The following is a 12,811-nucleotide window of genomic DNA, read 5'->3' as shown; positions in this document are numbered from 1 at the left end:
CAGTACGCACAAGGGACTAGTTACAAAGCGATACATATGTAAAGACAAGCCTTTACAAACACCCAAGCAACAGCAAATGGCAAGCATTATCATTCGCGCCTTGTTTATTACCAGCCTTAGGTCCGGATGCCTCCATGCCTGCCCCCTGCCGCCTTTCACCGCTGACGCTTGGCCTGTCGCTGCTGTTCAACGCCAGCCTGGCCAGTGCCGCCACCACCACCCTGCCCGAGTTATCGGTTACCGCCGACAGCGAGCGCGAAGAAGACAACCCACGGGTCAAGGAGGTAAGCACCGCAACGCGCACCTCCACCCCTGTGCGTTACGTGCCCCAGGCCATCGACACGGTGAAGACCCGCAATGTGCTCGACTACGGCAGCGATTCGCTGGGCAAGGCCCTCGAGGGCATCCCCAACGTCAGCAGCGGTGCCGACACGCGCTTCGACAGCGTGCGCATCCGCGGCTTCGAAGCCAGCAACGACTTCTACCTGGACGGTATCCGCGACGACAGCCAGTACCTGCGCGACCTGCACAACATCGAACGGGTCGAGGTGCTCAAGGGGCCGGCCGCAGTGCTGTATGGCCGTGGCAGCCAGGGTGGCATCGTCAACCGCGTGAGCAAGGCGCCAGAGCATGGCCGGCGCTCGTCCATCGAGGCCCAGGGCGGCAGCCAGGACCTGCGCAGCCTGTATGCCGACCTCAGTGCCGACCCCAGCGACACCCTCAGCCTGCGCCTGAACATGGGCAACCAGGACAACAACAGCTTCCGCGATGGCGTCGATGGAAGCCGCCAGCTGTTCGCCCCGTCGATGAGCTGGCAGCTCACGCCCGACCTGAACTGGCTGGTGCAGTACGAGTACAGCCGCTACAACCGCACCCCCGACCGCGGTATCCCCGGGGTCAACGGGCGCCCGGCCGATGTCAGCCGCAGCACCACCTATGGCGATACACAGCGCGACTTCATCGACGACCGCGCGCAGTCGCTGCGCTCGCGCCTCAACTACCAGCTGAACGACACCTGGCAACTGCGCCACACCCTCGGGCTGTTCAAGCTCGACAGCGAGTTCGACAACACCTACCTGACCGGCTACAACGCCAGCAACAACACGGTGACCCGCCAACGCTGGCAGCAGGACCTGAACACCCGCAACCTGTTCAACAACCTCGAAGCCGAGGGCGACTTCGCCACCTGGGGCCTGGAACACACACTGCTATTGGGCCTGGAGTTCGGCAACCAGCGCCGCGACCCGACCCTGTACACCGCTGCCGCCGTCTCGGCCGGTGGCCAGGCAGTACCGAGCCTGGACCTGAACAACCCGAACCGCGACTTGCAGCACAACGGCCGCATGGTGGTGTCGAGTGACAACCACACCGTGGTCGACAGCCGTGGCCTGTACCTGCAGGACCAGATCCGTCTCAACGATCAGTGGCAGATTCTGGCTGGCGTGCGCTTCGACCAGTTCGAGGTGGAAACCACCAACAAGGTGCGCAACCTGGCCGAAAAGCAGGATAGCAACAGCACCAGCCCGCGCCTGGGCGTGGTCTATACGCCATGGCGTGATCACTCGTTCTATGCCTCGTGGAGCAAGACCTTCTCGCCTGTCGGCGGTGGCCTGATCGGTATCACCCCAGGCGCAGCCGGCAACACCAACGACACCAGCCCAGAGCTGACCCGGCAGAAAGAGATCGGGGTCAAGAGCGACTGGTTCGACGAGCGCCTGACCACCACCTTCGCCCTTTATGAGCTGGAGCTGTACAACCGCCGCACGCGTGACCCGAACAACCCGGAAATCACCCTGATGAGCGGCCTGCAGCGTTCACGCGGCATCGAGCTGACCGCAGCCGGCAACATTGTTGGCAACTGGTACGTACGCGGGGGTATCGGCTTGCAGGATGCGACCATCGTCAAGGACAACAACGGCCAGGAAGGTAACCGCATCAACGATGTCGCCAAGCGCAACGCCAGCCTGTTCGTGACCTGGAAGCCGGAGCTTGGCTGGTACGCCGAAACCGGGCTCACACTGGTGGGCGAGCGCTATGCCGACAACCAGAACACCACGGTGATGCCGGGTTACGGGCGTTGGGATGCGCTGGCAGGGTTCCGTACGCATGACTGGGATGTGCGTGCGGCGCTCAGCAACATCACCGACAAGACCTATTACAGCTCGGCGACCAGTGCGGCGCAGATCCAGCTCGGCGACCCGCGCAGCCTGGTGGTGACCGGCACTTACAGCTTCTGACCTGCTGGGGCAGTACCGACCCGATCGCCGGCACTGACACCCCGCAAACAAAAACGCCACCGCAATCGCGGTGGCGTTTTGCATGGCGCGGGCTCCTGCCCTTTCAGTGCCAGACACCCAGCAGCGCTTCCAGCTCCGCATCGCTGATCAGCCCTTGGGGATAACGGCCGTCAAGCAGACGTCGGGGGTCGGTCGTCCTGACCCGCGTGCTTCCTGGGTGTTTCAGCCACTGCGCCAAGGTTCTGAGCGAAGGGTGATTCACTGCCAATGGGCGCAAAGCCGACTCACTTGCTGCGTTCATGTCTACACGTACTCCTGGGCCCGTGAGCGGCTAATCTACGTCGTGATTGTTACAGAACGGAGTGACCGTACTGTCCGGGTTAACTCCCTGAAAACAATACAAAACATATGCCATTTCGACAGGCCGGAAGCCGCCGCAAAAAAAGGCCCGTCATATGACGGGCCTTTTTGCACAGCGTTGTATCAGCGCTTGACCGGTGCCGGTTGCTGTTGGGTCAGGCAGTGGATGTTGCCACCGCCGAGCAGCAGCTCACGGCCCGGGATCATCACCACTTCGTGGTCGGGGAAGACCTTGGCCAGGATCGCTCTAGCCTGGGCATCCGCCGGGTCGTCGAAGCTCGGCGCAATGATGCCGCCGTTGACGATCAGGAAGTTCACATAGGAACCGGCCAGGCGTACCGACGGGTCACGTTCCTGGCTGCCGGCCACCTGGTCGACACCGGCGCACTCTTCTTCGGTGGCGAACAGCGGGCCCGGGATCGGCATCTTGTGCACCACAAACTCGCGGCCCTTGGCGTCACGGCTGCTTTTCAGCACATCGTAGGCGGCGTGGCAGCGTGCGTAGTTGGGGTCGTTGGAATCATCGGTCCAGGCCAGTAACACTTCGCCTGGGCTGACGTAACAGCAGAAGTTGTCGACGTGGCCGTCGGTTTCGTCGTTGTACAGGCCATCCGGCAGCCAGACGATGGTCTCGACGGCCAGGTGTTCACGCAGGACCTCTTCGATCTGCTTGCGGTTCAGGTGCGGGTTGCGGTTGCGGTTGAGCAGGCACTCTTCGGTGGTGATCAGGGTACCCTCACCGTCCACATGGATCGAGCCGCCTTCGAGCACGAAACCTTCTGTGTGGTAACGCTGGCAGCGCTCCATTTCCATGACCTTGGCCGCCAGTTCCTCGTCGCGGTTCCACGGCGCGTACAGGCCGCCATCGAAACCACCCCAGGCGTTGAACCCCCAGTCCACACCGCGCACTTCGCCGGCATCGTTGATCACGAAGGTAGGGCCGGTGTCGCGCACCCAGGCGTCATCGTTGCTGATTTCCACCACACGGATGTTCGGCGTGTCGAGCTGGCGACGGGCGTTTTCGTACTGGCCGGCGGAAACCGCCACAGTGACCGGCTCGAAACGGGCGATGGCCTTGGCCAGGGTCACGTGGGCAGCCTGGGCAGGCTTGCCACCCAGGCGCCAGTTGTCCGAACGCTCTGGCCAGACCATCCACACCTGGCTCTGCGGGGCCCATTCGGCGGGCATGTGGAAACCGTCGGCGCGGGGGGTGGAGTTGAGGGTTTTCATGGCTAACCTCTGCAAAGGCCCTAGGCCGATGGTCAATGGAAGAGGGCGATTTTATAACCGATATATATCGGCATTAAAAGCCTGATAATCTCGAACGGTTAATAAAAATGCCACCGAGGCCGATAACAATCGGCTTGAGTGGCATCCTGGGCTTATAGGTCTTCGGAAAGAACCCGTTCCACACTGTCCACAAAGTAGTCCACGCTGGCCCGCGTGGTGCACATGGGCGGCTTGATCTTGAGGATGTTCAGGTAATCGCCGGTGGGCTGCATGAAGATGCCCAGGTCACGCAGGCGGTTGCACAACGCCATGGTTTCCTCGGTGGCCGGCTCCAGCGTGTCGCGGTTGCGCACCAGTTCCAGCCCCAGATAAAAGCCCGAACCATGCGCGGCACCGGCCAGCGGATGTTTATCGACCAACGCCTGCAGGCGTGCCTTGAAGTAACGCCCGGTGTCGCGGGTGTTTTGCCACAGCCCCTCCTCGTCCATCACATCCAGCACCGCCATGCCGATACGGCAGCTGACCGGGCTGCCGCCGGCAGACGAAAAGAAATAACCCTGCGCCTCCAGTGCCTCGGCGATGTCGCGGCGGGTGATCACCGCGCCCAGTGGCTGGCCGTTGCCCATGCCCTTGGCCATGGTGATGATGTCGGGCACCACGCCCTGCTCTTCGAAGCCCCAGAAGTACTCGCCCAGGCGGCCGTAACCCACCTGAACTTCATCGGCGATGCACACACCGCCGCGGGCACGGACTTTGGCGTAGGCGTCTTGCAAGTAGCCTGCTGGCAGCGAAATACCGCCGGCATTGCCGTACACCGGTTCGCAGATCATGCCGGCCAGCTGGCGGCCACGGGCATCGAGGTCGGCGAGCTTGGCATCGACATCGCGCAAATAGTCGCCAGCACTGTCGGCGCCCCGGTAGCGGCCGCGGAAGGTATTCGGTGCCTCGACCGGGTGCACCCAGTCCGGTCGGGTTTCCAGGGCCTGCGGGTTGTCGGCGATCGAGGTGGAAATGGCATCGGTGGCCACCGACCAGCCATGGTAGGCCTCCAGCACGCTGAGCAGGTCGCGCCCACCGCTGTAGGCCCAGGCCAGGCGGATTGCCAGGTCGTTGGCTTCGGTACCACTGTTGACCAGGAACACCCGGTCGAAGCCGGGCGGCGCCAGCGTGAGCAGGCGTTCGGAGAACTCGGCGATGGCGGCGTAATGGAAGCGCGAGTTGGTATTGAGCAACGACCACTGCCGCGCCGACTCGGCCACCATGCGCGGGTGACCGTGGCCGAGCACCGCCACGTTGTTGAGCATGTCCAGGTAGGAGCGGCCCTGCATGTCGATCAGGTAGTTGCGCCAGCCACGCTCGATATGCGGCGGCTGTGCATAGTAGTGTTTCTGCGAACGGGCGAAGCTGGCATCGCGACGGGCCAGCAGGGCCTGCGGGTCGGCCAGCGGCTCGGCATCACAGTCGAAGCCCAGCAGCGCTGCTGGCGACGGGCACAGCGCCAGCCAGGCGGCGGCCTGGGAGGGCGTGGCGAAGAACGGTGGCTGGAGGGCGCCGTCCAGGCACAACTGAACGCTGAGGAAGCCGCAACTGCTGCCCAGTGCCTGCCCCTTGGCCACGGCCTGGCCGTCTGCCGGGGTATCTTCCAGGCCACTCAGCCACAAGGCCCACTGCGGCGTGCGCAGGCAGCCACGGCCATCGCCATGGCGTTGCCAGGTACCTGCTTGCGGCGCCTGGACCACACTGCCGTTGGGCACATGCAGTTCGACGCCCAGGGCGCAGGTGGCGGGCTCTTCGGGGCGGTCGATGTGTGTTTGCGACAGGCGGTACTGGCCGTGCAGGCTGCAAGCTGGTGCGGGCTGCGTGGTCAGCAGGCGCTGGTCGAAACCAGGCTGTTCCCAGTTACCCGCCTCGCAATGGGTGCTGAGCACACCCAGATCGACACGGCTAACCGCTTGTCCAGCCAGGTCCGGGAGCAACGGTGCGCAATCTGCCAGGTTCAGCGCGGGCAGCTTGATACCGGCAGCCTGCAGAATGGCCGCCTCCATCAAGGCGAAAGGCACGGCGGTAGCGGTGTCGAAGATTTCCCACTCGTGGGCGATATTGTCACGGGTGTACTGGTTGCCAGGGTCCACCGCCAGTTGCTGCTCGCTGCTCAGTACCAACACGGCGGCACGGTTCAGCACCAGCGGCCACAAGGCACGCAGTTCGGCTTCGCTCAGCGGGTTGATGGCTTGGTAGGCGCTGACAGCCGGCAGAATGCGCAGTGGGTCGCCTTCGGCATGGTGCAGCAGCGCCGCGCAGGTCACCGACAGGTCGGCGATACGCCAGGTACGCAGCAAGTCGCCGAAATCGATCACGCCCTGCAGTTGCCATTGCCGCTCGCCGTCGCGGGCCCAGACGGCGTTATCGTCGGTGATGTCCAGGTGCACGGCCTGGCTCGGCAATTGCCCGACCAACGGTGCCAGCTGTTCGGCGGCCAAGCGTGTGGCCTGCTCGACGCGCGCGCGCTGCCCGGCATCCTGCAACACCGGCAGCAGATGCTCGATCAGCGCCTGGGCGTGCTGCGGGTCCCATTGCAGGGTGCGCGCCAGGCCTGGGTGGTCGAAATCGGCCAGGGCCTGGTCGATGCGCGCGCACAGCGTGCCCAGTTCGGCCATCAGCCGCGGCGCCATGTGCTTGAGGCGTGTCAGCGGCTGCCCGTCGATATAATCGAGCAGGCGTGCACGCAGCGGTTGCCCGTCGATGTCCAGCGCCAGCAAGGCCTGGCCATCGCGCGCCGGGCGCACGGCAGGTACCGGCAAGCCTTGCTCACGCAGGTACGCCAGCGCGGCATGCTGCGCTTGCAGCTCGGCCTGGGCATAACTGCCGTGGCAGACCTTGAGCACGAACCGCGCCTGCCCCGTGTCCAGCCGGAAGTTCAGGTCCTGCTGGCTGCCCAGCGCCGACAGGCTGCCGGCCAGGTCGTAATGCGCCTGAAGCAAGGCATGCGCCTGGGCTTCGCTGAGCGAAGGGCTGGGCAGGCTGGAACGCTGGATCAGGGTGCTGAGGGGCATGAAGATGAAACCTCTTTTACTTTTTGCTTATCTCGCCACTGCCAAGGCCGATACACAAGTGGCAAAGATGAAATGATGATCGTGCGCCCGTGCGCGGTCATGAGGGCAATCTAGGCTGCAACAAGCCAAGGCGGGCTACAGTGAACGAGGCCGGTACGGTCCATCCCCTGAGTACACGGGTCAGATAATCGCCATGAACATAATCGCTACCGACATACCTGACGTACTGATCATCGAACCAAAAATCTTCGGTGACAGTCGCGGTTTCTTCTTTGAAAGCTTCAACGCCCGTGAATTCGCCGGGCTGACGGGTGTCGACGCCCGTTTCGTCCAGGACAACCATTCACGGTCGCAGCGCGGTGTGCTGCGCGGGCTGCACTACCAGATCGACAACCCCCAGGGGAAACTGGTCCGCGTGACCCAGGGTGAAGTGCTCGACGTTGCCGTGGACATCCGCCGCAGCTCGCCAACCTTCGGCCGCTGGGTGGCCACCCGTCTGTGCGCCGCCGACCACCGCCAGTTCTGGATCCCGCCAGGGTTCGCCCATGGGTTCCTGGTGCTGAGCGAGTCGGCCGACTTCCTCTACAAGACCACCGAGTACTACAACCCTGCCGCCGAGCGCTGCATCCGCTGGGACGACCCGCAACTGGCCATCGACTGGGGCGTGCAAGCGCCGCTGCTGTCGGCCAAGGACCAGGCGGGCGCCCTGCTGAAGGACGCCGACCTGTTCCCATGAGGAATGGCTGCCTCAAGTAGCGCATAATTGCGCCAGTCTCCCCTGGCGCATTTACGCGATGATTGCAAAACCCACGCACCCACGCCGTCCCCGCTGGCGCAGCCTGGCCCTGCTGGCCCTGTGCCTGGCCCCCTTGCTGTGGCCCCTGCATCACCTTGCCGAACGCTATTACCAGGACGAACTGGCCTCGCAGAATCGCCAGACCCTCGACCTGTACGTGGCCAACCTCCTCGGCACCCTGCACCGCTACGAAACCTTGCCGCAGATCCTCGGCGACCTGCCGGCGCTGCGCAGTGTGCTGGCCGACCCGTTCAAACTCGAAGCGGTGACCAACGCCAACCGCCTGCTCAAGGACATCGTCCACCAGACGGGCGCCGAGGTGATGTACCTGATGGATGTCAGCGGCAATACCCTCGCCGCTTCCAACTGGGACAAGCACGACAGCTTCGTCGGCCGTAATTTTGCCTTCCGCCCGTACTTCAACGAAGCCATGGCTGGGCACCTTGGGCGCTTCTTCGGCCAAGGCACCACCTCGGCCAAGCGCGGTTACTTCTTCGCTGCCGCCGTGCGCGACCGCGAGCGCATCGTCGGAGTGCTAGTGGTCAAGGTCGACCTCGACCACACCGAAACCCTTTGGGGCCGCACCCCGGAGCAACTGCTGCTGACCGACCACAACGGTGTGGTGATCCTCACCTCGCGGCCCGACTGGCGGTTCCGCGCCACCCGCGCGCTGACCGAGGCCGAGCGCCAGGCGATCATCGCCATCCAGCCCTACCCGACCCAGGCACCTCAGCCGCTGGTGCTCAACCAGGATGCCTGGCTGGCCCAGACCCGCGACATCAAGGAGACCGGCTGGCAGGTCAGCATCCTCGCCCCGCGCACGCTGGTCGACCGCTCGGTGCAGACGGTCATGGCCATCGGCGCCGGGGCGCTGCTGGTGCTGATGCTGCTGGCCGGCCTGGTGATGCAACGGCGCCGCCACTACATCGACCGCATCGGCTTCGAAGCCCATGCCCGCCAGGAGCTGGAAAACCGTGTAGTGCAGCGCACCGCCGACCTCGAGGGCCTCAATACCCGGCTCAAAAGTGCGGTACTGGAGCGCGAGAACGCCCAGCAGGAGCTGGTACGCGCCCAGGACGAGCTGGTACAGGCCGGCAAATTGTCGGTGCTCGGCACCATGTCGGCCAGCATCAGCCACGAGCTCAATCAACCCTTGGCGGCGATCCGCAGCTATGCCGAAAACGCCGAGATACTGCTCGATCACTCACGCACCGAGGACGCCCGCGGCAACCTCAAGCTGATCGGCGAGCTGACCGGGCGCATGGCCTCGATCATCGCCCACTTACGCGCCTTCGCCCGCCGCGACCGCCACGCCCCGGAAAGCGTGGCGCTGCAGCCGGCGCTGGACGACGCCCTGGCCTTGCTGGCCAAGCGCCGCCGAGCGATGGCTGTGGAACTGATCCGCGACCTGCCGGATGCCACCCTGTGGGTACAGGCCGGTGAAACCCGCCTGCGCCAGGTACTCGGCAACCTGCTGGCCAACGCCCTCGATGCCTTGACCGAAAAAGCCAACCCACGCCGCCTGTGGCTGAGTGCCGAAAAGCGCGATGACTGCGTCTACCTGTTCATCCGCGACAACGGCCCAGGCTTCAGCCGCCAGGCGCTGGAGCACGCCAAGGAGCCGTTCTTCACCACCAAGACCCGCACCCAGGGCCTGGGCCTGGGCCTGGCCATCTGCGAAAGCCTGATGCGTGCCTTGGGCGGCGAACTGCTGCTGGCCAACCACCCGGAAGGTGGCGCCTTGCTCACCTTGCAACTGCGCGTGGCCGCCCCCGGCGCTACCTTGCCCAATTCGGAGGACCTCTCGGCATGACGACCGAGCCTTGCATCGACAACCAGGCCCAGGTGCTGCTGGTCGACGACGACCCGCACCTGCGCCAGGCCCTGAGCCAGACCCTCGACCTGGCCGGGCTCAAGGTGGTCACCCTGGCCGACGCCCAAGGCGTGGCCGAACGCATCGAGCCCGACTGGCCGGGCGTGGTGGTCAGCGATATCCGCATGCCCGGTATCGACGGCCTGCAACTGCTGGAGCAACTGCACGGCCGCGACAGCGAACTGCCGGTGCTGCTGATCACCGGCCACGGCGATGTGCCGCTGGCAGTGCAGGCCATGCGCGCAGGCGCCTACGACTTCCTTGAGAAGCCGTTCGCCAGCGATGCGCTGCTCGACAGCGTGCGCCGCGCCCTGGCCTTGCGCCGGTTGGTGCTGGACAACCGCAGCCTGCGCCTGGCCCTGAGCGATCGCCAGCAGCTGGCCACCCGCCTGGTCGGCCATTCGCCGTCCATGCAGCGCTTGCGCGAGCAGATCGGCGCCCTCGCCGGCACCCGCGCCGACGTGCTGATCCTCGGCGAAACCGGCGCCGGCAAAGAAGTGGTGGCCCGGGCCCTGCACGACCTGTCCAGCCGCCGCGACGGGCCCTTCGTGGCCATCAATGCCGGCGCACTGGCCGAATCGGTGGTCGAAAGCGAACTGTTCGGCCACGAACCTGGCGCCTTCACCGGCGCGCAGAAGCGCCGCATCGGCAAGTTCGAGTTCGCCAATGGCGGCACGCTGTTCCTCGACGAAATCGAGAGCATGAGCCTGGACGTGCAGGTCAAGCTGCTGCGCCTGCTGCAGGAACGGGTGGTCGAACGCCTGGGTGGCAACCAGCTGATCCCGCTGGATATCCGCATCATCGCCGCGACCAAGGAAGACCTGCGCCAGTCTGCCGACCAAGGGCGTTTTCGCGCCGACCTTTATTACCGCCTGAACGTGGCGCCGCTGCGCATCCCGCCGCTGCGCGAGCGCGGCGACGACATCCTGGTGCTGTTCCAGCACTTCGCCGACACCGCCAGCCAGCGCCACGGCCTTGCCCCGCACAGCCTGCAGCCAGCGCAACGGGCGATGCTGCTGCGCCATGGCTGGCCCGGCAACGTGCGTGAACTGCAAAACGCCGCCGAGCGCTTCGCCCTCGGCCTGGAACTGGCCCTGGATAGCCAGGCACCCGCTGCTGCAGCGCCCTCGGCGCCCATACCGCTGGGCAACCTCAGTGAACAGGTGGAGCAGTTCGAGCGCTCGCTGATCGCCGCCGAGTTGGCCCAGCCGCACAGCTCGATGCGCAGCCTGGCCGAAGCCCTGGGCATCCCGCGCAAGACCCTGCACGACAAGCTGCGCAAGCACGGCCTCAATTTTGACGGCGGCAACAGCGGGCCAGACGACCATGAGGACAACCGCCATGAACAACGATAGCCAGTACCTGCAATCGGTACTGCACAGCGATATTCCCCTGACCCGCGAAATGGGCCTGGAGGTCATCGACTGGCAGCACCACACCCTCAGCCTGCAACTGCCGCTGGCGGCCAACGTCAACCACAAGAGCACCATGTTCGGTGGCAGCCTGTATTGCGCCGCGGTGCTGGTGGGCTGGGGTTGGTTGCACCTGCGCCTGCGCGAACTGGGCATCGATGACGGGCACATCGTCATCCAGGAAGGCCAGATCAGCTACCCGTTGCCGGTGAACGGCACGGCAGTGGCACGCTGCGCGGCGCCAGATGCCAAGACGTGGGAACGTTTCGTGACGATGTACCAGCGCCGGGGCCGTGCGCGGCTGACGCTGCAGACCACGGTGAGCAACGCCGGCAGCGATGAGCCCGCGGTAAAGTTCAGCGGCCAGTACGTCCTGCACCGCTGACACGGGCGAGGCCCGTGCCATACGCCGCGGAGCCTGTTTCGCGGGTGAGCCCGCGCCCACCGGGCGCGTGCATAGGCTTTTAGATCAGGCTCAGGAACGCCCGTCGCCATGCAGCATGTGCCGGCAACGCCAGGAAATACGGGTTGAGCAGGGACTCCCGTGGCGGATACCGGAACGGCGAGCCATCGAGCTCGATGACCTCGCCACCGGCGCCCTCCACCACGCCCTGGGCGGCGGCAGTATCCCACTGCGAGGTCGGCGCCAGGCGCGGGTAGCAGTCGGCGCTGCCTTCGGCCAGCAGGCAGAATTTCAGCGAGCTGCCGATATTGGCCAGTTCCAGTTCGCCAACCGCATCACCGAGGCCAGCCAACAGCGCTTCCTGTTCCGGGCTTGAATGCCGACGGCTTGCAACTACGGTGAAACGCCCACCCGCCGGCGGCGCGTTACGCACCTGAATAGGCTCGGCAACCTCACCCGCCTCTGCACGCCAGGCACCCAAACCACGGCCACCGAAATAGCAGCGCCCGCAGGTGGGCATCGACACCACGCCGAACACCACTTCACCCTTTTCGATCAGCGCGATGTTGACGGTGAACTCCTCGCTGCCGGCGATGAATTCCTTGGTCCCGTCCAGCGGGTCGACCAGCCACCAGCGCTGCCAGCCCTGGCGCTCGGCCAGCGGGATATTGCAGTCTTCCTCGGACAGGACCGGGATGTGCGGCGCCAGGGCCTGCAGGCCATCGGCAATGACCCGGTGCGCAGCCAGGTCGGCGGCGGTCACCGGCGAGTCGTCGGCCTTGTTGGTCACGGCCACATCGGCGCGCCAGAACGGCAGGATTGCCTCGCCCGCCAGGCCGGCCAGCTGCACCACTTCATGCATCAGTTGCTGGTCGTTCATACGTCGAGCAGCCCCCGCTGGGTCAACAGGTCGCGGGCCAGGTACAGCGCCGCCAGCGCCCGGCCTTCGGTGAACTGCGGGTGCATGGCCAGGGCCGCGAGCTCGCGCAGGTTGACCTTGTCGACCCGCATCGGCTCCGGTTCGTCACCTTCCAGGCGCTCCTCGTAGAGGTCGGTGGCCAGCACCACCTGGATCTTCTGGCTCATGTAGCCCGGCGACAGCGACAGCTCGGTCAGGTGCTCCAGCTGACGGGCGCCAAAGCCGGCTTCTTCCTTGAGCTCCCGGTCGGCTGCCGCCAGCACGTCCTCACCCGGCTCGATCAGGCCCTTTGGCAACGAGAGCTCGTACTCGTCGGTGCCGCCGCAGTATTCCTCGACCAGCACCGCGTGTTCGGCATCGAGCATGGCCACGATCATCACCGCGCCATAACCGTTACCACGGCCGACCAGGCGCTCGTAGGTACGCTCGGTGCCATTGCTGAAGCGCAACTGCACGGCCTCGACGCGGAACAAGCGGCTGCTGGCGACAATCTCGCGGCTGAGTACGGTGGGTTTCTGGCGCATGGGG

Annotated in this window: 10 protein-coding genes; 5 read left to right on the top strand and 5 right to left on the bottom strand. The window is 65.2% G+C overall.

Features of this window, described 5'->3' with window-relative positions; all coding sequences use genetic code 11:
- Positions 1–134: 134 nt before the first annotated feature.
- Positions 135–2,237 carry a TonB-dependent receptor gene (locus ACIPIJ_RS16775; protein ID WP_401078512.1) on the top strand — a complete coding sequence of 701 codons (2,103 nt, stop codon included), beginning with the start codon at positions 135–137 and terminating at the stop codon, positions 2,235–2,237.
- A gap of 103 nt (positions 2,238–2,340) precedes the next feature.
- On the opposite strand, the gene ACIPIJ_RS16770 is transcribed toward ACIPIJ_RS16775, so the two are convergent.
- From ACIPIJ_RS16770 to ACIPIJ_RS16760, 3 genes are all read right to left on the bottom strand, one after another.
- Complete coding sequence (locus ACIPIJ_RS16770; RefSeq protein ID WP_401078509.1) at positions 2,341–2,538, bottom strand: hypothetical protein; 198 nt, start codon at positions 2,536–2,538, stop codon at positions 2,341–2,343.
- A gap of 182 nt (positions 2,539–2,720) precedes the next feature.
- Entirely contained in the window at positions 2,721–3,827 is a 1,107-nt protein-coding gene (gene aguA / locus ACIPIJ_RS16765; protein WP_401078506.1) for an agmatine deiminase, read from the bottom strand.
- 152 nt (positions 3,828–3,979) lie between these two features.
- The gene (locus tag ACIPIJ_RS16760; protein ID WP_401078504.1) at positions 3,980–6,880 is read right to left on the bottom strand and encodes an aminotransferase; all 2,901 of its coding nucleotides are present in this window, start codon (positions 6,878–6,880) and stop codon (positions 3,980–3,982) included.
- 193 nt (positions 6,881–7,073) lie between these two features.
- Between ACIPIJ_RS16760 and rfbC the strand changes: the two genes are divergently transcribed.
- From rfbC to ACIPIJ_RS16740, 4 genes are read left to right on the top strand one after another with little or no spacing between them, the layout of a single operon-like run.
- Positions 7,074–7,616: a dTDP-4-dehydrorhamnose 3,5-epimerase gene (gene rfbC / locus ACIPIJ_RS16755; protein WP_401078501.1), complete on the top strand. Its 543-nt coding sequence runs from the start codon at positions 7,074–7,076 to the stop codon at positions 7,614–7,616.
- A gap of 58 nt (positions 7,617–7,674) precedes the next feature.
- Positions 7,675–9,489, top strand: a complete 1,815-nt coding sequence (locus tag ACIPIJ_RS16750; RefSeq protein ID WP_401078498.1) for an ATP-binding protein — start codon at positions 7,675–7,677, stop codon at positions 9,487–9,489.
- Entirely contained in the window at positions 9,486–10,904 is a 1,419-nt protein-coding gene (locus tag ACIPIJ_RS16745) for a sigma-54-dependent transcriptional regulator (protein WP_401078496.1), read from the top strand. The genes ACIPIJ_RS16750 and ACIPIJ_RS16745 overlap by 4 nt, the downstream gene beginning before the upstream one ends.
- Positions 10,891–11,346 carry a YiiD C-terminal domain-containing protein gene (locus ACIPIJ_RS16740; protein WP_401078494.1) on the top strand — a complete coding sequence of 152 codons (456 nt, stop codon included), beginning with the start codon at positions 10,891–10,893 and terminating at the stop codon, positions 11,344–11,346. The genes ACIPIJ_RS16745 and ACIPIJ_RS16740 overlap by 14 nt, the downstream gene beginning before the upstream one ends.
- 79 nt (positions 11,347–11,425) lie before the next feature.
- Here ACIPIJ_RS16740 and cysQ read toward each other — a convergent pair whose 3' ends face one another.
- Together cysQ and nudE are read right to left on the bottom strand one after the other, a co-directional pair.
- On the bottom strand, positions 11,426–12,244 hold the full coding sequence (cysQ, locus tag ACIPIJ_RS16735) for a 3'(2'),5'-bisphosphate nucleotidase CysQ (RefSeq protein ID WP_401078491.1): 819 nt from the start codon (positions 12,242–12,244) through the stop codon (positions 11,426–11,428).
- Positions 12,241–12,807 carry an ADP compounds hydrolase NudE gene (gene nudE, locus ACIPIJ_RS16730; protein ID WP_401078488.1) on the bottom strand — a complete coding sequence of 189 codons (567 nt, stop codon included), beginning with the start codon at positions 12,805–12,807 and terminating at the stop codon, positions 12,241–12,243. The genes cysQ and nudE overlap by 4 nt, the downstream gene beginning before the upstream one ends.
- Positions 12,808–12,811 lie beyond the last annotated feature (4 nt).

This window comes from Pseudomonas sp. NPDC087185, from assembly GCF_044744955.1.
In the GTDB taxonomy this organism is placed as follows: domain Bacteria; phylum Pseudomonadota; class Gammaproteobacteria; order Pseudomonadales; family Pseudomonadaceae; genus Aquipseudomonas.
Note: the sequence above shows the minus strand (reverse complement) of the source record. Positions and strands in the feature narration are given on the sequence as shown.

Coding starts and splice junctions, on each gene's coding strand:
- ACIPIJ_RS16775 (WP_401078512.1), top strand. CDS start 135: ATGCCTGCCCCCTGCCGCCTTTCACCGCTGACGCTTGGCCTGTCGCTG.
- ACIPIJ_RS16770 (WP_401078509.1), bottom strand. CDS start 2,538: ATGAACGCAGCAAGTGAGTCGGCTTTGCGCCCATTGGCAGTGAATCAC.
- aguA (WP_401078506.1), bottom strand. CDS start 3,827: ATGAAAACCCTCAACTCCACCCCCCGCGCCGACGGTTTCCACATGCCC.
- ACIPIJ_RS16760 (WP_401078504.1), bottom strand. CDS start 6,880: ATGCCCCTCAGCACCCTGATCCAGCGTTCCAGCCTGCCCAGCCCTTCG.
- rfbC (WP_401078501.1), top strand. CDS start 7,074: ATGAACATAATCGCTACCGACATACCTGACGTACTGATCATCGAACCA.
- ACIPIJ_RS16750 (WP_401078498.1), top strand. CDS start 7,675: ATGATTGCAAAACCCACGCACCCACGCCGTCCCCGCTGGCGCAGCCTG.
- ACIPIJ_RS16745 (WP_401078496.1), top strand. CDS start 9,486: ATGACGACCGAGCCTTGCATCGACAACCAGGCCCAGGTGCTGCTGGTC.
- ACIPIJ_RS16740 (WP_401078494.1), top strand. CDS start 10,891: ATGAACAACGATAGCCAGTACCTGCAATCGGTACTGCACAGCGATATT.
- cysQ (WP_401078491.1), bottom strand. CDS start 12,244: ATGAACGACCAGCAACTGATGCATGAAGTGGTGCAGCTGGCCGGCCTG.
- nudE (WP_401078488.1), bottom strand. CDS start 12,807: ATGCGCCAGAAACCCACCGTACTCAGCCGCGAGATTGTCGCCAGCAGC.